This is a genomic window from Flavobacterium phragmitis (assembly GCF_900112575.1).
Taxonomy (GTDB): domain Bacteria; phylum Bacteroidota; class Bacteroidia; order Flavobacteriales; family Flavobacteriaceae; genus Flavobacterium; species Flavobacterium phragmitis.
The window spans coordinates 183908-205557 of record NZ_FOMH01000001.1; the positions used below are offsets into that span (position 1 = coordinate 183908).

At 35.4% G+C, this 21650-nt stretch carries 5 protein-coding genes; all 5 read right to left on the bottom strand.

Features of this window, described 5'->3' with window-relative positions; translation table 11 throughout:
• Nucleotides 1-50 precede the first annotated feature (50 nt).
• The 5 genes from tnpA to BM289_RS00905 all read right to left on the bottom strand — a co-directional run bounded on the left by tnpA (nucleotide 51) and on the right by BM289_RS00905 (nucleotide 21606).
• Nucleotides 51-509: an IS200/IS605 family transposase gene (gene tnpA, locus BM289_RS00885; protein WP_091490021.1), complete on the bottom strand. Its 459-nt coding sequence runs from the start codon at nucleotides 507-509 to the stop codon at nucleotides 51-53.
• A gap of 614 nt (nucleotides 510-1123) precedes the next feature.
• On the bottom strand, nucleotides 1124-1813 hold the full coding sequence (locus BM289_RS00890) for a LytR/AlgR family response regulator transcription factor (protein WP_091490025.1): 690 nt from the start codon (nucleotides 1811-1813) through the stop codon (nucleotides 1124-1126).
• The gene (locus BM289_RS00895) at nucleotides 1810-2901 is read right to left on the bottom strand and encodes a sensor histidine kinase (RefSeq protein ID WP_091490028.1); all 1092 of its coding nucleotides are present in this window, start codon (nucleotides 2899-2901) and stop codon (nucleotides 1810-1812) included. Before BM289_RS00895 ends, BM289_RS00890 begins: the two co-directional genes overlap by 4 nt.
• Before the next feature lie 164 nt (nucleotides 2902-3065).
• Nucleotides 3066-4034, bottom strand: a complete 969-nt coding sequence (locus tag BM289_RS00900) for a PorP/SprF family type IX secretion system membrane protein (RefSeq protein WP_244165300.1) — start codon at nucleotides 4032-4034, stop codon at nucleotides 3066-3068.
• Between the two features lie 43 nt (nucleotides 4035-4077).
• The gene (locus tag BM289_RS00905; protein ID WP_091490030.1) at nucleotides 4078-21606 is read right to left on the bottom strand and encodes a T9SS type B sorting domain-containing protein; all 17529 of its coding nucleotides are present in this window, start codon (nucleotides 21604-21606) and stop codon (nucleotides 4078-4080) included.
• Nucleotides 21607-21650: the final 44 nt, after the last annotated feature.

The window sequence follows — 21650 nt, forward strand, 5'->3', positions numbered from 1 at the left end:
CAATTAAAATAAGTGGTGAGAATATAAAGCTTCGGCAGAGCGACACAAAATCAAACATCCTCAAAAAGATATTCATTTTTGAAATCAATATTGAATAATTTTAGAAACTCAATATATTCTTCTCTAAACGTTTTGGTTTTGTGATGCTCTTCTTGATTTTCAATATATTTTATCACATTCGTCAATTGTGAATGTCCATATGAAAAAGCACCAAAACCATTCTGCCATTCAAATTTTCCATTTATCCATTTTTGTTCATTAATGAATTTGGATGAACATGATTTAATATCTCTTACTAAATCTGATAATGATATATTCGGTTTTATTCCAACTAAAATGTGAATATGATCCGGCATTCCGTTAATTGCAATCACTTTTTGTTTTTGATTGGTGATAATACCAGTAATGTATTTGTAAATTTCATCTTTCTGATTTTTATAAATTAGGTTTTTTCTTCCCTTAACAGCAAAAACAATTTGTACATAAAGTTGCGAATAAGTATCAGCCATGTTGTCATTAAATGTATTGAATGGTAAATCTAGTTAATAAATTTAATTGTAGGATAAATATTTCTTTTTTTATATGGATAAATATGTCGCCCCTCTGGGGCTATATGTAGGGATTGCTAAATTATGCTATAAATATTGGGCTTCTCCGAAGCCATTTTAGAGCTCTAATAAAGTTTTAAAAGACGAATTTATAGCAACGTTTGACCAACATTATTTAAAATCTTCATTGAGGGAAATGAAAATTTTAGAAAACAAAAAAAGAGCTACGGAGAAGCCATTAAAGCTCTTGTAAAGTTTTGAATAGATGAATATTTACAGCAAAATTTGACCAAGATTATTTAAAATCCCAATTCCGAACTGGAAATTTTTAGGAAATAAAAAAAGAGCTTCGGAGAAGCTCAATATTTATAGAAATCGAATTACCATCGACAATAGAGCTCCAGAGGAGCGACATCTCTTTTTTACAATCACTGTAGATTTAGCTCCTCTGAAGCTTTATTGACCTAATTGATTTTTTTTAAATATTTTGTCTCTCTGGAGCTTAGTAAAATAAATAGAGATAATAAGATTATCTAGTACTGGAGAGCCTAATCGAATATACAATCGGTGCTATATCACTTTCCTTCGAAAAGCATAAAAAATGCTTCTTCGTAACTCGTGCTAATTGGAATTTCAGTCTGATCAATAAAGATAATTTTATTTCTGATTTTGGAAACCTTAGAAATCGGAATAATAAAGGAACGATGCACACGAACAAATTCTGTTTCCGGCAATTTTTGGATTATGGCTTTTAAGGTCATTCTTGCAACAACCGTTTTTTGATCTTTGATATGAATCTTTACATAATCATCCAAACCTTCGATATACAAAATATCCGAAAATAATATTTTAATTAAACTGTAATCGGCACGAATGAAAAGATACTGCTGCTCGATGTTTTGGTTTTGGATTTTCCATTGTGAATAAGCTTTTTCTGCAGCCTGCTCAAATCTGGAAAGCGAGATTGGTTTTAATAAATAATCGGTTGCGCTGAGCGTAAAACCTTCGACAGCAAATTCAGAATAGGCTGTTGTAAAAATGACCATGGTTTTGTGCGGGAGTTTTTTGTAAAAATCCAATCCCGAAATCGAAGGCATGTTGATATCAAGAAACAACAGATCTACGGGATATTTTTTGAGGTATTTGAATGCTTCTTCAGATTTCGTAAAAGTCCGTTCCAAATCTATGTAATCAATAGTATCACATAAACTCTGAAGGATTTCTAATGCTAATGGCTCGTCATCTAAGGCTATTGCTTTTATCATCGTATTTTAACGCTCAAATTTACGACATACTTTTCTGCTGTATCTTCAATCATTAAAGCATGTTTGTTAGGATATACCAGCTTTAATCGTTCGACTGTATTCTGAAGCCCAATACCAGAATCGGATTGAACGGAGAATGTCTTTTTATTAGAAACGTATAAAGTTAGTATTTCTTCTTCAATATCAATTTTAATATAAATTTCGGAAGTCTGATCGGGATTCACACCATATTTGAATGCATTTTCTATAAAAGAAATTAAAATAAGTGGCGTTATCACTTTTCTATGCGTACTTCCTATCACCGAATAATTAACATTTACGGTATTTCCTAATCGCGTTTTTTGAAGCGAAATAAAATTGCTGATGTAATTGATCTCTTTGGTTAAATCAATAACCTCATCATTGGAATTGACCATAATGTAACGCATCAGTTCTGACAATTGCACTACAGCATCTGGCGTTTTATCGTCTTTTTTTAAGGCAAGCGCATAAATACTGTTCAATGTATTGAATAGAAAATGTGGATTAATCTGTGCTTTTAAAAAGGCTAATTCTGATTTTACTTTTTCTTTCTCCACACTCTGCAGTCTTCCAGAAATAGCAAAAAGCAGACTGGTAGCTACGCCAATTAGATATACAAGTGTCGTATGCCCGTATTGAGTTGGTGGTCCTCCTTTGAATCCAAAAGACATGGGATGATTGCCATGCGGAGGCGGTGGAAATCTTCCATCAAAAGGTTTCGGGTGGCCGGCGAACTTTCCAGAATGGTATTCAAAATCTAAAAAGTTTCGGCTTGGATGATCTAAAACGGTTGAAATCCAAAGAAAGAATAAAAGAAAAACAATTATGATTAAATAGTACAGAAGCTTTTTATCTGAAAAGTAGAGCTTCGGAATTAAATAATAATAGTTGAAGTAAAAAAAGCAAAGAAGCGTGAAATAGATAAAGAAGTAAATCCGGTCATGCGCGTTGGTATACAAATGTGGTAATAAAAAAACGGTATTGGTTGACGTAAATGCATACGGCAAAAATAAAAAAGCGAGGCACAAAACTATGTGTTTCGCATAAAGTGAAAATTTTGCTTTCATGAATCAATTTTGGTTTATACCGTTTTGAAAAACAAAATGATAAAACTCAAATTTAATGGTATTGCAGCTTTATTTCAAATTATTGCGGTAAAAACACCTAATGTTGCGACTCGCTTTAAAATGATAGCCTTTTTCGGGCTTATATTCTAATCGTTATTTGACGATTAATCGTGAACTGGACTCTGCGTACAAGGACAGTTACTGATAGATTGTAAGAAATCAAATCCGATCGTGATTGAATGTGTTCCAGAATTGTAAGTACCAAGACCGTTAAACATTAACTGGTAAGAGTAAGCAAAATAAAATTTTGATTTCATAAAACCAGCCATTGGACCCATTGCTAATGGTTTTGGGAACTGGTCGTTTAAGAAACGGTACGAAACGCCAATCCAATAGTAATCTTCGTAACGATTGTAACGTCTGTATTTGAAGTTAAAATCGGTTGTAGAACGCTGGTCACTTGCAAAATACTGCAGGAACACCGATGGTTCATATTCTATACGTCTGTTTTCACCATCTCTAAAAGTAAATCCAGAATATAACTGAAAGTTTGAAAGCAAATCTGGTTCATTCGTTCTTTCCTTAGTCAAGTTTTTCTTTAAAACGTTATTGGCATTAAAACTTAAATAAAAACCTTTATGGCGGTATAACGCACTAATATCAAAGTTATTATTAGAAGTTTGGCGATTATCTGTTACCGTAGGATCAAGACCTCCTCCGCCTCCTTCAAAATTTCCTGTTTCTAAACGAAAAGTATTTAAGTTATACGAGATACCAAATGATAGATATTTTTCAGAATAATAATCTAAAATAAGGTGGTGTGCAAACGAAACTTTAGCTCCTGTTTGCTTAGTGTTACCGTTACTATCATTGTATAATGAAATACCAACTCCTGAACGATCCAGGACACGAAAATCTGCATACAATGATTGGTTATCTGGTGCATCTTTAATTCCGACCCATTGTGTTAAACCATTGGCTCTAATACGGAGGTTATCTCCAATACCCGCATAAGCTGGTGAAAGAATAAAAGGGTTATCAGCTAAATACTGGGTAAACACCGGTAGGTTTAACTCTTGGCTGTAACTTGTTGTTACAGCCATGAGTACTAAGGATAAAATAAGCTTTTTCATTGTAATAATTTTTTTAGATAACATCATTGGGGCTATAATTTTGTTATCTGTATAATGTGAAATGTCCAACAAACTCTCTATTATCTTTTGGATCATTTAGTTTAAGAACATACCAGTAATCTCCTGTTGGTAATTCGTCTCCATTGTATCTACCATCCCATTTTCCTCCAACTCTATATTTACCAACTACTCTACCGTATCTGTCGTAAACATCGAATGTAAGGTCTTTGTAAGCTAATGCACCACAATCAGGACCAATAGTTGTGTTAGTTCCTGTACCGTTTGGTGTAAAGTAGTTCGGCAGACAGAAGTCATAGAACGTACCAGGAACATCAATTGTAGCCTCACAACCATTTTTATCTCTCACAATTACTTTATAAACATCTGTTTTATAGATTCTATAAGTATTTGATGAAGAGAATGGTTCTCCGTTGAAACTGTACTCATAAGGAGCAAATCCTCCTGAAGCTTTCACTGATATCGTATTGATTTCATTACTTTGGTTTGTTATATCAATCAGACTTAATGGAGCAACCGGATCTACCTTAAAGATTGCTGTCGGCACTTCACAACCATTAGTGTGTCTAGCCACAATGAAGTGATCACCTGCAGGAACATCAATAAATATGTTACTTGGCTGGTAAGTACCATTGTTGTCTAATGAATAATCTACATCTGTAGGATTATTAGAAGCATCAACAGTAACTACTACTCTATTGGCTTGTGCATTGTTCACACAGTCATATGTAACTTCAGCAATTGGGTTAAGAATTACTGGCTCTGGCATATTTACTTCAAAATCGACAGGACAACCTTTAGCATCTTTCACATAAACAGTGTGTGCTCCACCGCTAAGATTTGTAAAATCAAATACTGTTTGTGTAAGTGCACCTTCTGTAAATGGTCCAGTTGGAACATCTAAACTTACGCTATATGGAGCTGTACCACCTCTAACTTCAATACTAAATGCACCATCTTTGTCTCCATCACAAACTTCAGGAATCATTGAGTTTGGAACTTCAGTAACGATTACTGGACGTGGTTCATGAATAGTGAAATCATACAATACATAACATCCATTTTCGTCTTGAGCAATTGCTTGATAATCTCCAGGAGCTAACTTATCGTAAACAACTTTTGTATCAAACTGGCTCATATTAGGAGAAACCGCGTACTTAATAATACCTGTTCCACCAGAAGCAACAATTTCTAATCTTCCGTTATTCTGACCAAAACAAGTAACATCTGTTGGGAAGAACTCAGCTTGTAGTGCTCTACTAGGCTCAGTTATAACAATCTCTTCTGATGTGATAGCACAATCAACGCTATTTACTGTTATTCTGTAAGTACCAATTGCAAGATTTTCGAATATACCGTTGTCCTGAGCTGGACGTGTCTCACTACCTGTAAGAGTATAAGTATAACTTCCTAATCCTCCGAAAGCCTCAACTATAATCGCTCCTGTTGCCTGACCAGTACATTTAACAACTGCACTTTCTTTGTTAACTTCAAGTCTTAATGGTTCTAAAGGATCAATCTCAACACTATTAGAAACAAAACTGTTACATCCGTTAGCATCTCTTACAAAGTATTTATAAGATCCCACTGGAACTTCAAAAGAAACCGTCGAAGCAAATGGTGCGCTATAGTTTGTTCCATCTGCACTATAAGTATATGGAGGAGTTCCTCCTTCTACTGTTAAAGTCAATTCAGTCAATGTTTGACATGTTTGTGCTCTAGACTGTTTCAACATAGGCGTAACCAAAGTTGGTTCTTCGATCAGAATTTCATTTGTTGTACCTTGACAAGTAAATCCATCAGTAACCGTAACACTATATCTTCCCGCTGCTAAACCACTGAAAACAGGAGACACCACAGGCCCAGAACTTATAACTGGATTTTCAGAAAGATAATTTAATGTGTATAGATAATTACTTCCTTGTCCACCTGTTGGAGGATTAACCGTAATTACACCTGTTTTATCTCCATAACAAGCAAGCATCGTTAAATTCACTGTTGCTGTTGCTGTTATTGGAGCAGGAATAACCAAAGTTTCTGTGCTACTAGCAATACAACCTTTAGAATCTTTAACATTAACTGTATATACACCTTCTGTTAAACCACTAAACGTAAACTGTTCAGAGTAATCTACTACAATTGTAGATCCTTTCACTAACTGGTACTCATATTCATTATCCCATCCACCTGTTGCAGTTGCATAAATTACACCATCGTTATTATCAGTTACACATGTAATATCATCTTTAGTTGTAGTCACAACTAATTCATTAAATGGCTGGCTAATAGTAAACATTGTTGTAACAGTACAATATGGTTTTCCAACTAAAGTTGCTGTTACGTCATACACGCCTGCTGCAAGATTTGATATAACTACTGGACCCGCATTTGCTGATCTCGTAGTAGCAAGTGAATATCCATTTGAACCCGTAATTATATAATCAAATATACCTGCCTCATTTGTTGGCGTAGGCTGATTATCAATAAAAGTCAATTCAACGCTTCCATTTGTAGTTCCATAACAAATTTCTCTATTAGTCGTTACCGCTTTGATTTCGAAACTGTTTGCACTGTTTACATAATGCGGTGTTACGATTGAACATCCTGTTGCTGGATTTGTAACCGTTACAAGATAATTTCCAATTGGTAAATCTGTAAATATACCTGTTTGATTATTCGGATTACCTGCTACAGCATTTCCAGCTGCATCTGTAATTACGAAATCTAAAACTGGATTTACTCCTGGAGTTGTTGTAACTTCAACTAAGATATCTTCATTATTTGTACAAGTAATCTCGTCTGTAACTCTAATTACTACTTTATCTAAATTAATGTATGGATTTACTGGTACAGTAACTACAACTGATCCCATACAGTTATTTTCATCGTATACATTTACAACATAGTTACCTCCTAAAAGATCTCTTTCTGTAAATACATTACGCTCTCCTTTGTACATTACAACACCATTTCTGATGAACTCGTAGTTTGGATATTTTTCGTTACCACCTGTTACACCTGTAACTGTTATAGTCGCTGCATTACTATTGTTTCCAGCTGCACAGCCGTATTGAACAACAGCTGGATTTGGTACAACAATTAATGCAGGCTCTGTAACAACAACAGTAGCTGAAGCAGGACAATTTCTTCCAGAAACAACAGATACTGTGTAAGTTCCTTGCGTTAATCCTGTAAATACTGGACTCTCTTGTGGCGTTCCTCCGTTTATACTGTACATATATTTCGGATTGTCATTTACGCCAGGGTTTGTTGGATCCATGCTCGCGATAATTGTACCATCACTTCCTCCGTTACACGTTACCGGAGTAGCAACCGCTTTAAATCCTGTAACTTCAGTAGCTTTCTCTAATTCGAATGTTACCGTATCTGTACAATTACTTGGTGTTCCTAAATCGGTTACTACAATAGTATGAGAACCATGAGCTATACCTGTAAATATTGCAGGCGTAGTAGTTAAAGTTGTTACTCCATCAAGAGTATAACTAAAGTTACCTGTTCCTCCTGTTGCAGTTGCAGTTACTTGACCATCACCATCTGCACAAGTTGGCTGAATGTCTTTTACTACATCTAAAACTACAGGCTGTAGTATAGTAAGAGCAACTGGGAATGTAGTTGTACAACCAAATCTATCTCTTACTACTAAATCGTAAGCTTTAGGTACATTCACAGTAAATGTAAGCTCTGATTGGAATCCTCCACCAATACTATAAGTAAATGGTGCCATACCGCTACCTGGGGTCACTACAATTTCGTAGTTTCCGTCTCCATCAGGACATTGTGATGTCGCTGCCGCTGTAAATCCAGTCGGAAGTGGACTAGTTCCAATATTTACTAATAAAGGAAGAGAAGTACATCCGTTAATGTCTCTAGCATAAATATGCCATGCTGTAATTGTTGGGTCAAGCTCTCTTCTTGTTTCAGGATCAAATGTCCCTGGACCAGGAATACTTGCATCAACAAATGAATACGTATATCCAGGGTTTCCACCTTTACCAAGAACCTCTACTATTGCACCTCTGTTACAATTTGCATCTAAGTTTTCTATTAAATCAACTTCAACAATAGTTGGTTGTTTTACTTCTGCAGAAGCTTTAATATCACAACCTGTAATATTATCTACAGCTGTTATTTCATAAACTCCGAAAGCTAAATTAGTTAACTCAATTGAAGCGTCTGATGTTACAGTTGGTCCTGTAAAAGGAGCGCCATCTTTAGTAATTGAGTAAGTATAAGTTCCTGCGAAACCAGAAACTGTAAAGGTTACTTTTCCATCATTTGTAGTGTTACAAGACATATCTGCAATTGACTGGCCATCTGCATTTATTCTAATAACATCTTTGATCGTTAATAACTCATCATAAGAACATGTGTTGCTATCTGTAACTCTGAACAGATAATCTCCAAATGGTAAATCATTGAATACCGCAGCAATTGTATTATCTGCAACTACTTGTGGTGTATAAGCTACTGCTGGAGCAGCACCGTTAAATTCAATAATTTCAAATGTTAATTGTCCAACACCATTTGTTGCTCTAACTGTCACATCACTGCTGTTTCCTGTAACACAAGTAATCGCTGTTGGTGTGAAGTCTAAGTCTGATGGTTTGTTTAATGGTACGATTGGTACCGTTACTACAGGAGTTTCACATCCGTTAGCATCTTTTACTGTATAAGTAACATTCGCAATTGAACCATCATTTGCAACTGATATTTTATTAGCTCCTTCTACATAACCTTTACCATTGAAATTATAGTAATAAGGCTGTGTTCCTCCTACAGGGCTTACAACAATTTCTGTTGTAGTATAACAACCTGCATTTGGTGTAATAGCGTGAGGAGCTGTAAGCTCAACCGGCTCATCTATAGTTACATTAACTGGCGCAGAAGTACATCCTTTAGAATCTGTTATTACTACAGAATATGAACCTGCTGCTAATCCAGTATAGATTCCCGTTGTATCTCCTGTTGTGTTTGCTACACCAGTAAGAACAAATGTATATGGACCAACTCCATCTGATGGTGTTATTGTTAAACTACCATCACTTAAAGTTTCACAAGTTACATCAATATGAGCTTCTAAACCTGTTGGATTAGTTGGAGTCGTTACTGTTACAGGATCTGTCTGTGCTGTACATGGTACATTACTATCTGTAATAACAAAATAGTAATCTCCAATTTGCGTAACTGTTTCTGTAAAGTCTCCTGTTGCAGTTCCTGGAAGTCCTTCTGGAACACCATTGCGATACATTTGATAAGTATATGTTCCTACACCTCCTTTAATTGTAACATCGATTAATGCAGTGCTAGGATTACAGTATAAATCTTGTTGAATAGAAGCTCCAACTATTAGCTGCTCTTCAATGATATAATCTTGCTCGTCAGTACATCCGTTTTCATCTGTTAAAACAATTTTGTATTGTCCAGGACCAGTAAATGTTGCAGTTGAGCTCGTTGCTAATCCATCAATAGTAAATGATTTAACACCATTGAAAGTTGTTGAAAGAACGTCAAGGTCTACTGTTAGATTTGCACCCCTAAAACATTGCTGTGCTGGCATGTTAAGAACTGGCGCCGCATCGTGAGTAATATCAACACGAACTGGCTCAGAAATACATAAGTTACTATCCTGAACGTAAACATCCCAAGAAAGGTTTGTTAAGTCAGTGTCTACTACTAATAAATCAGTAGCTGGCGCAAAAGTTGTTGGAGCTGGCTGACCTGCTCTAACTGCTGCATATGAATAAGCTGAAGTTCCTCCAGTTATGTTACTAATTGTAATTGTAGAATTATCTTCTGTACAATATACATTGCTACCCGTTGCAGTAAATACTATTGGAGCAGGCATTGTAATTACAACAGCAGCACTTTTTGAACAATGTGTTGTATTATCTTCTACAGTTACAGTATAAGTTCCTTCGACTAGACCATTTAAAGTTATAACATCATTAACAATACTTGGTGTAACAACTGGTAATGTTGCTGGATTATATGAAACTGAAACTGTATAATTTCCAGTCGTACTAAAATCAGAAACTGTAAAAGTTGCCGTACCATTATTGCTTGTTCCATTTAAGGTATTACAACTTACATTAGTAGATGAAGTTCGAACAATATTAATTGGAACAACTGGCTCTACTGTATAGTTACCCTCAATGTAACAACCATTTGCATCTGTAACTCTAAATAAGTAGTTTACATTTGGTGTTAAACCTGTGAATGTATCTGAATTTAAATTATCTCTATATATAGGAGAAATGATCTCATACTTAGCATAAGGAGTATATCCTCCAGTCACATCAACTCTAATATCTGCCACATTTGTTGGACAAACAGGAGCAGTAGCAATTGCAAAATCTATTGTTGTTAACTCCTGATATGGATTAACATCAACATAATTACTAAAAGTACAGCCTTTACTATCAATAACATAGTAGTAAATTCTTTGTACTGTTCCGTCATCAGTCACTAAAGTTGTATTATCATCATAATACTCTGTTCCACCGTCAAAATTATATTTGTAATCTGTTGTACCTCCTGAAGGGATAATTCTCACAACAGCCTGTTGTACTTTATTACTAGCATTACAGCTATAAGGATCAACAGTTGCTATTGCATCTAATGCTGCTGCTGGCTGATGTACATCATAAATGTGCGTTGCAGGACATCCTTTTCCTGAAGTCACTGTTATTTCATAACTTCCTTGAGGAACATTTGTAAATTTATTTCCTACTAATACTATTCCACCAGGAAGTGGCGTAGCTGTAGCAGATGCGATAGCATACGTATATGGAGTCTCCGTGTTTCCTGGAAGTAAATTAACTGTAATACTTCCTGTCGCAGAATTATAACAAGCTGCATCTATAACATCAGCATCAAAAGTAACTGGGATTGGAGCTTTCAATTCAACAGGAACTGTTGCATTACAGAAACCATCCGTAACAGTCACAGTGTAGTTTCCAAATGGTAAATTTGAAATTACATTATTTGTAACAACTGCTCCAGCAGCATCTATAGTATAAGTATAAGTACCTGTACCACCTGTAGTTGATAACGTAATACTACCAGCATTAACATCTGTACAAGTTGGATCTGCAGTAACTACAGCAGGCTGTAAATCAAGCGGTGCATTAATATTAATATCTTCAAAGTCAACACATCCGTTAGCGTCTTTAATATAAATTCTATGAGAACCCGAAGTAAGATTTGTTACAACATATGGTAATCCTCCTGTAAGAGGTGAATAAGCATTATCACTATCAACGCTTATAGAATATGCTCCAGTACCTGGATTTGTTTCTATAACATTTACTGAGAAATTACCTTCAGCCACACATCGATCTACAATTTGTAAAGCAATTTCTGGACTAGAATCTACCGGAATTATTTGTGATCTTAAAACTTCACATCCTTTTGAATCTCTTACAACAATATTCCAATCTGTTCCTGAAGAAGGATCTAATTCTATAACATTATTAGTGCTTGTAAAAACAGTTGGCATTGCAGGTGAAAGTGCTACACCATAATAATATGGAGCTGTTCCTCCAGTTGTTCTCATTGTTACAATAGCACCACTTCTACAATTTGCAGGTACCACACTAGTAATAATAGAATTAAGAGGTTGAGCTGGTTGATCAATTCTAAATGTATATGCAGTTGAACAAACCGTACCACCAACTTCAGTTACTTCCAGTATATAATTACCCGCTGGTAGATTATTAATAGTCTCTGATACAGGTCCTCCTGCCGCTCCAGTTAAATCATCTTCAATTGGTGTTGTAAGTGGCAATTGAGTTAATTCATCTAATATTCTATAATGAATAGTCGTTACTGTAGAATCATAATCCTCAACAGTAAAGTTTAATATACCATTTGCACTTCCTGCACAAGTTGCATCAGTTTGTGATGTTGCTGTAATTTTAATATTAGAAGGTGCTGGAGGCGTAATTACTTCTGCTATAGAAATACAGTTATTTTTGTCTTTTACTTGCAAATAGTAAGTTCTATTATGTGCTAAACCAATAAATGTATAACTATTGCTTGCTAAAGGAGCCGTTTCAGCTTGACCAAAAATAGAATATCTATATGGTCCTTCTCCTCCCGTTGTAGTAACAGTAACATCCACTCCTGTTGCACAGCTATTAGAATCTATTGTTGTTGTAATTTGTAAATATGGAGGTGTTTCAATTCGAAGTCTTGATGTTTCGAATTTACATCCATTAGCATCTACTATTGTAACATAATAGTAACCAAAATTTAGTCCTGAGAAAGTGTGAACAGCAGTTGGAGACACAGAAGTTTCAGTATATGTCTGTAACTGATTACGGTTAGTATCATATAATGTATAAACAAACGGAGCTACTCCACCTGAAACCACACTTACTTTAAATGTACCTAATGTATTAAGGTCACATATAATTGGAGTTCCCTCAACAAGTCCGTCGATTGGAGCAGGTTCAGTTAAAACGGCAGTACTTGCATATTCACAACCTTTCGCATCTCTTACAATATAATTATAAGTTCCAGCTGTTAATCCACCAAAAATATATTTATCTCCAAAACCAGATCCATTAAAATTGTATTTAAATGGTGCTTCGCCTGTAAGTGCATTCAATTGTACTACCCCATCTGTACCTGCATTACAAGTAGGATTTGTAGGCGTATAATCAGCAGTTACCACTGGTGTAGGATTAATAACAATTGTATTTGTTGCTTTAATACAACCATTTGCATCTGTTATTTCAAACTCATATGTTCCATCAGTTGCTGTCGTATAAACAAAAGATCTAGTTGAAGTAAAAGGAATTGGTGTTCCTGTATATGCTGCAGGCAGCACTCTTACTCTATATCCAAAAGATGGATTTCCTCCTGTCACTTTAACTTCAATGCTTGCATCTGTTGGTGAAATTGCCGCACAAGTAAGATCTTTTACTCTAACTGCCGTAGCAATCATTGCATCATTAACAGTAACTGTTTCTGTATTTGTACAGCCGTTTCCGTCTGTAATAGTTACCACATAAGTTCCCGCTCCTACTGTAAATCTATTTGCAGGACTTGGTGCAACTCCTGTATTGATAGTATAAGTATATGGTAAAACTCCATTTGCTCCCGTAGCTTCAATTATAAATGAACTACCAGAAGCAGTACATTGATTTACTACATCTAGAGTAACTGTTGGTTGTGTATCTCCTGCAATAGTAACGTTTTCAGATGTAATACATCCATTCGCATCTTTTGCATAGATTACCCAGTTTAAATCTGCACCTGAATTTGAATTGATTTCAAATACAGGATTTGGACCGTAAATTGGTGTAGCTGCAGTATTGTCTGCATCTAAAATAGCATATTCATAAGTTCCTGTTCCTCCTGTAGCATGCACTGTTACAGTAGACGTTAACTTTTTACAATTAGAATTTACATTAGAATCTATAACTAAATCTAAAGCATCTGTAGGCTCCAAAATTTCAACCTGCTCAGTAGTCGTACAGTTTGTTGTTTCATCTACAAACACAACATTATATATACCAGCTGGGCGGTTTGCTAAAGTAAATACCGTTTGATTTCTTCCTGATACAGTTGCTTCACTGTTAACAGTATAGCTATATGTCGAAGTAAAGTTTGTAACATTAAATCTAACATTTCCAGTACTTCCTCCTTTACAATAAACATCATTTAATTTAGTTGGCCTAACTGTAATCGCAACTACTGCTGGGATGTTTTTAGAAAATTCTGCATAACAGCCACTTGCATCTGTAACTCTGAAAACATAACTACCAGAAGTAAGTCCTGTAAATTCTCCATTTGCAACACCTGTAGTGTTTATCGTTGGCCCTGAAACAATTGTATAAACCAATGTTCCTGTTCCAGCTGTTGCATTAATTTTAGCAGTACTAGTTCTGCTTGCAACAGGATCACAATAAATTACAGTTGCACTAACCGAACTAATTTTAGGCGGATTAAGAGGTGAAATATTTATTGTTTTAACTGTTGTTGTACAGCCATTACCATCTTTCACAGAATATGTTACCGATTGAGGGCTTCCATTATCTGATACTTCGAATGTATTTCCAGTTTCATAAGAACCTCCGTTGAAACTATAAGTATAAGGAAGTACACCTCCTGTCACAGTAACCGTAACATCTTTAGATTCTTTTGCATTTGTAGTACTACAAGTAAATGGATCTACAGTTGCATCAGCTTCAAGTAAATCTGGTTGTGTAATCGTTACCTGAGCAGTACCCGTACAACCAATTCCATCCGTAACAGTAATATCGTAAACTCCAGCAATTAAACCTGTAGTCAAAGCAGTTGTAGAAACAGATGTTCCTCCTCTAGTTACGTTATAAGTATAAGGAGATTTACCAGCCGTTGTTGATACAGAAATAGTTCCTGTAGCAGCCCCGTTACATTTTACATCTGTTTTGCTTGTACTAATCGCAAAAGTAGTTGCATTTAAAGTAACTGGAATATCTGCTGTATAAGCATAACAAACTGGGTTTGCAGTATCATTAACTCTAAATTTATAAGTTCCTGCTGCTGTTGCAGTATAAGGACTTGTAACTGCTGAATATGCACCTCCATTAAATGAAACCGCATATGCTCGAGTTCCAGTACCTCCTGTAGAAGATAAACTTATCGTTACATTCGGTGTACAAGTAGTATTTGCTACAATTGTAGGTGTAATTGTTAACTGCTGCGGCACTATATAAACAACACTAGCTTCACAACCAAATTTATCTTTTAAAGTTAAATTATAAGTTTCAGGAGTCAAACTAAAAGTTGGTGATGATACAAAAGTAGTACCATCTTTACTGAACGTTGCTGGCCCTTGATAAGTACCTGTGATAGTCACGCTAACTGGTGATCCTGTATAACATTGCGTTGCAGGAGTATCAATTTGTGGAGCATCTTCTGTTGCGATAGAAACTGTTTTCTTAACTACACAACCATTTATATCTTTTACATATACATCAACAGTTGTTGTTAAAGATGCTGTATCTACTGTTAAAACAGTTCCATAAGGAGTTGTTGGAGCAGTAGAACCACTTGCTGCATAAGCATAAGTATATCCTGGAGCTCCACCTGTAATTCCTGTAATGCTTAATGTAGAAATTTTATTGTTACAAGTAATTTTTGAAGCATTAACTGTAAAATCAATTTGAGTGGCTGCTTTAATTGTTACTGAAGCTGTATTTGATGTACATCCAGTCGCATTATCTCTAACTACTAAAGTATAAGTACCAGTTGCTAAACCAGTAACTGTTATCGTATTATTATTTTTAGTTAGAGTTCCTGCAGTTGGAGAGAATGTATAAGTATAAGCACCTGCACTGCTTGCTCCAATAATTTCGAACGTTGCAGTTCCGTTGTGTGCACTGTAACATAATTCATTTGTAAAGTCACCAGAAACTGAAATAGATGGCGCTGCATCAATAGTTTTAGAATCTGAAGCAACACAACCATTAGCATCTGTTACTCTAAAAGTATAGGTTCCCGGAACTAATCCTGTAAATGTACCTGAAGTAGTTTGAGTTGGTGAATTTGGACCAGACGTTACAGCATAAGTAAATGGTGCAACACCTCCTACAGCTGTTACTGTAAGACTAGTTGTTGTAGCGTTACATGTAATACCAGCTGGTGTTGAAAAACTAAGTCCTGTAGGTGGATTGTATGCTGGAACTTTAATAGTTTCAGTATCTGTACAACCATTGCTGTCTCTTACATTAAAAGTGATTGTTTGTTCACTGCTTGTATTTGTTACTGTTATTGTTCTAGTTCCGTTGTAAGTTGTATTTCCTGCTCCAAAACTATAGCTATATGTTCCTGTACCACCTACAGCAGAAACAGTAATTACTGTTGAAGTGCTACAAGTTGTATTAGGTGTAAAGCTAGCAGAAGCCACAACTTCTGTTGGGTTTGCTAATGAAATATTGTAAACAGGAGAAAGACATCCTTTTCCATCTCTTACTTGATAAGTATAATCACCTGCACTTAAATTAGAAAGTGTAGCAGATGTACCAAAAGTAGCACTTCCGTTAAAACTATAAGTATAAGTCGCACCATTTCCTCCTTCTGGAGTTACTGTAATGCTTCCATCAGAACCATTGTGACATTTAGGATCTGTTCCTTTAGCCGTTGCCGTTGGAGCCAATTTTGTGCTTACCGTTACAGCTGGAGTAAGTGCTGTACAACCTTTTGAATCTGTTACTCTAAAGATATACGATCCAGCAGCTGCAGCTGGGTAAACATTAGATCCTATCGATGCAAATGATGTTCCTCCATTAGTTGATACTTCATACGTATAACCTGGAGTCCCATCAGTAGCCGTAATCGTAATTTGGGCATCTGGTGAATTTGTACAATCTAAAGGTTTAGTAACTTCTGCTCTTACAAATAATTCTCTTGCAATAATAATATCTTTTATTTCAACTGTACAACCATTTCCATCAGTAACAACAATAGTATGTGTTCCAGGACCAACATTTGTAAATGTATTATTATTTTGTCCATTACCGCCATTTAAACTATAGCTATATGGTAATTTACCATCAGAAGCTGTTACAACCAAAGTTGCTCTATCTTTAGTATCATAACATAAATCTGAATTCGAAGCCAACACCGCTTTTGGTGGAACTGGCGCAATAACTGTAATTGGATCAGAAGCTGCAGACTCGCAACCTCCTGAATCCCTTACATAAACTCTATACGTTCCAACTGGAATGTTACTTCCGTCAGCTAATTTTGTAAATACATTATTAGCTTGATACGCAATAATAATATTAGAACCTTGACGTAATTCGTACTGGTAACCTGGTTTACCTCCACCTGCAGTTGCTGTGATAACAGCACCGTCAATACAAGTAGGCTGTTTTGTTACAGTAGCCAATGAAGTAACAGGATTAGGAGCCGTAATATCTATATCAAATGACTCTGAACAAACTCCAGTCGCATCGCTTCTAATAATAATTTTGTAATTTCCAACAGCTAAATTATTAAGTTCAAGTGTAGCTGCAGTAGAAGGAGTCCATGATCCGTTATTTATTTTATATTCATATCCACTAGTAAAATTCTTTACTTCATAGACAATACTTCCTGTATTTCCTCCAGTACAAGTAACGTTGTTAATTTCTGGATCAGATACTTCAAAGCCTTTTCCGCTTTCGATTACAACAGGGAATTCTGTTTCACCGCCGCAAGATTCTGGAATCTGACGCACCCAGATATCATCAATAAGAACGTCATTACCATTAAATTCATTACTGTAAGATCTAATAACAAAACTTAAATTATTGAAAGCTTTAGGATCTAACGATAATTCTCTATACTCCCATTGTTCTGTTTTTGGAACTACCCAAGGATTATTAGTATCAGTCGTAGCCACAATTGTTTCTGGACCTCCAACACCATTTAAGTTGTTTATTAATTGGATAGTCAACTTTGGATCAGCATGTGAAGTTGATGTTTTTACGATTAAGTTTTCTGCCCATAATGAAATTATTACTGGCTGATTTGGAATTACATCAGAAATAGGTTTACTGTATAAAATACCACCAATACCTGCTGTACCACCAACGTTAACACATAAAAATCTTCCTAACGGATGTTGCGGAACCGTATGGTCTTTTGCAACAATCCAAGAATTATCGAATCTTGTTCTAATTGAACTTGCAACTGCATATTCCCCATCATTGATCCACTCATCTCTATTACATTTATAATCTGGAGCTAAGTGTGTAGATGTTTCGTCTTCAAAACAATATCCTGGGTTAATACCTGGTGTTGTGGTGTAAGATCCTCTTCCAAAATCTTCAATTAATAAGTTACTGTAAGTTGGAACCTGAGTAGCTTTATATTTAACTTTAACCGTATAACTTCCTGATTTAACTCCAGTAAATACATTGTTTGTAATTGGTACGTTTGGTACATCATCTAAATAATACTCATACGTATATGCAGTATCTCCACTTGTTTCAGGAGTTGTAACTTTTACTGTACTTGTTGCTAAACCATCACAACCGTATACCGTATCAACCGTATTGATAATTGGGTTCGCTGGTATCGGATCTAATTTAACTTCATAAGGAATTGTAAAAGTACAACCGTTATCATCCTTTACAACTAATTGATATGTTCCTGGTCTAGCTGCTATTTCTCTTGCTGTTCCAAAGTGAGCTCCATTATCAAAACTAAATTGGTATGGTGCTTTACCTCCTTCAACATTATTAAATCTGATTATTCCACCATCTTTAATTCCATCTCCATCAGGATCTGTACAACCAGCTAATGCAGCAACACCAGCCGAAGCTGTCAATGCAGATGTTGGTCCTGTAATTATTACGTTTTCTGTATCGCTATAACAATGTTTTGTATCTCTAGAACCGTTACTTGTTGTATAAGTAATTGAATATCTAACTTTAACTTTATAAGTACCTGGCTCTAAATTTAAAAAGTTAGGATTGGTCTGATAAGTTGCTCCATCATTAATACTATAAGCCATAGTATTCCCATTTGGAACTATGTTTTCAATTTTAATCGAAGAAGTACCATCATAACATAAACTGCTTGTAGCATTTACGGTATAAGTTGGTTTTGAAACTACAGGAACATTAATAGAAGTTTCTGCTTTACAACCTGCATCGTCAATAACAACAATATTATATTGCCCGCCTTCAGTTACAGCGAAAGGATTTTCACTTATATAACTACTAGCACCATTTACAAAATAATGATAAGGAGCTCTTCCGTTTGATGCTGATAAAAAGATCTGACCAGGACTACAGGCCGTTAGTGGTTCTCTCAAAGTTGCCGTAACTCTTAATTGATTATTTGGTGGATTTATCCTGAAATAAACTGATTGATCACAACTTGGCTGCGGGTTACCACTTCCTACTGGACTACTAGTAACCCTTACTCTGTAATTGATACCATTAGTACCATAACTCAAAGAAGCAAAGGTATATTCAAGATCTGAAACAGGCCCAGCACTTCTTTCTATTGTATTCCCATTATATAAATAAATATAATACTGGGCATTATAATTTTCAACACCAATTTTAATACTTCCTGTATCTCCAACACAAACTGGCTGAGTCTGCTCATTAACCAAACTCATATTTCTGCGTCTTATTTGAATATTTTCAATCTTAAAAATACAAGGTATTGAAGTTACACCTTGTTGTTTAATAAAAACGGTATAGCTTCCTTCATTGTAAATTGGAAAAGTATTACTGGTCTGCCATTCCCAATTCTGGATAGTGCCATTTGGATCTGTTTTAATAGCATATTGATAACCCGTTGGAACATCAAGTATTTTTATACTTCCGCTTTGCCCGCAAAGAATATCAACATGCTCTTCTCTAGGATTTAGTGGGTTTGTAAATACGTTAAAGTAAAATCTGCTGAAACAACCGCCTGCATAATTAATAGTTAAACGGTATTGTCCTGCATCTTTTACGTTATAATCTGGTCCAGAAGCAACAGGCTGCCAGGTGCATGATTCATTTTCGTTTGCACATCTATCATTACTGACTGCTGGACAACTCGCTGTATCTAATCTTTCCCAAACAATATTAGAACTATCTGTTATTCCTGTCTTAATTAATTTTGAAGCATTTGCCCCGCATAAAAATATTTTAGGCAATTGTTTTCCATCATTAGGACAAGTAACGATTTCATCCGCAAAATCATTAACAGGATTATTGACTGTGGTTCCAAATCTTGTAACAGTAAAGGCTTCATAGATAGATCTACATGGTGCAGGAGCAAGATTATAAACATAATAGGTTCCTGGTTCTTTAGCCACAAAAGTCTGACCTCTGCCTATTTCTCTAGTTCTGGCTTCATCACTATACCATGTGTAGGTTGAATAACCGTCGGCCGCAACCAAGTTCACACTTGCAGTACACAAAGTGACATTTCTATTATATCTACAGCCAGCAACTCCAACCAAGAAGTTTGTCGCTTTTGGAACTAAAATACATCCCGTGTTTGTATTCACACTCGGATCATCAGAAATCGTAAATGTAGTATTCTGAGTTCCTTTATAAGTGGCATAAGCAGAGTTATCAATACTATCAGAGCAAGCCTCATCAAGCATGGTACAATCAGGAATTACCTGAACTTTTAATTCAATTTTTGTTTCTGTTAGACGTCCTGCTTTTAGCAGATTAGCATCTGTAACTTCAAAAACAATATTACGTGTTGCCGGAGTCCAAGATTTTACTCGCACACCTGCTGGCAACACCATATCTCCTGGATAATTAAAAATTACATTTATTGGCAATTGATCACGAATCGTAAAATCTGTAGCATCATCATTACCTGTATTTCTAAAACCAATTATATAATTTAAATGCTGGCCTAATGTTACATTTTGTCCACCAATATTAGTTCCCTTATCATTTTCTACAATTTTAGTTAAAACTATTTTTGGCTCAATAATTTCAACATTAAATGCATTAAAGAATAGACCATAACCATCACCACGGGTCTTTAACTTTAATGTTGCCTTGGTATCATTATTTTTAATAATGACATTATTAACCGTATTCCCTAATTTAATAATACCGGAATCATAACCAAGAGTATTTGAACTATTAGGTCTTCGATCATTTACACCATTAAAAGCGCCATCAACATTGTTAATTGTACTATTAAAGAAATTGTTTACTGGTCTTTCATTTGTAAAAAGATCTGTACCGTTTAAAGAGTAACTATCTCCAGTAGTATTATTATCCCCTTCTATAGCAGCAAAAGCGAGCTTTACTTTAACCTCTCCATTTGGTATCGTTTTAAATCCAGAAATTTCATAATTAACATCAGGACTATTTGCTTTAATAAAACGGAAACCATCAAACGATGTAATATACTTAGCACTTAATTTAGGGTCTTCATAAACCACAAATAAAGACCATCCTGCAGCAAATCCACCATCAATATTACCATTGGTAGCTATAACATTTGCGAGTGTATAACTCCCCTCAGGATTTGCTAAACCCTGTATTAAATTTGTTACATTACTATAGTAGGCATAAATGACCTGAGATCCATTTGCAGTATTTGGAGTATTTTCATAATAATCATAGATTTTCTCACCTTGTATTTTTTCGTAAGTATTGGTATTGGCAAGTTTGAACTCTACAGATCCCAGCTTTGTACGATCCACAACTCTATCATTAACATCTTTTATACTATAAATACCTGTCCAATAAAGACCTGCATAAGCAATCTTGTAACATTCTTTACTTGCCGCTGGTATTGTTAATGTTGCAGAGCTTGAACTAAATCGTCCTCCACCCGGATCAACATTAATATATCCCATATTAAAATTATTGTTGTCCTGTAATCCTGTGTAGTTATTGTTTGGACGTTCATTGTTTCGTACATCTCTATTCAAGATATTATTTCCAATCAAAAGCATGTCACCCTTTAAACTTTTGTCATAACGGGGAGTAAAATCCTTTTGGGCGAAAACAATAAAAGTTTGTATAAAAAATAATACAACTAAAACTGATTTTAAAGTAGTAGGTTTCTTCATATGTTTATGGTTTCAGTTTAACTAATTGTCTGTCGAAGGGGCTT

What these genes read in the sequence shown, in the direction of transcription:
- tnpA (WP_091490021.1), bottom strand. Translation starts at nt 509, where the DNA reads ATGGCTGATACTTATTCGCAACTTTATGTACAAATTGTTTTTGCTGTT.
- BM289_RS00890 (WP_091490025.1), bottom strand. Translation starts at nt 1,813, where the DNA reads ATGATAAAAGCAATAGCCTTAGATGACGAGCCATTAGCATTAGAAATC.
- BM289_RS00895 (WP_091490028.1), bottom strand. Translation starts at nt 2,901, where the DNA reads ATGAAAGCAAAATTTTCACTTTATGCGAAACACATAGTTTTGTGCCTC.
- BM289_RS00900 (WP_244165300.1), bottom strand. Translation starts at nt 4,034, where the DNA reads ATGAAAAAGCTTATTTTATCCTTAGTACTCATGGCTGTAACAACAAGT.
- BM289_RS00905 (WP_091490030.1), bottom strand. Translation starts at nt 21,606, where the DNA reads ATGAAGAAACCTACTACTTTAAAATCAGTTTTAGTTGTATTATTTTTT.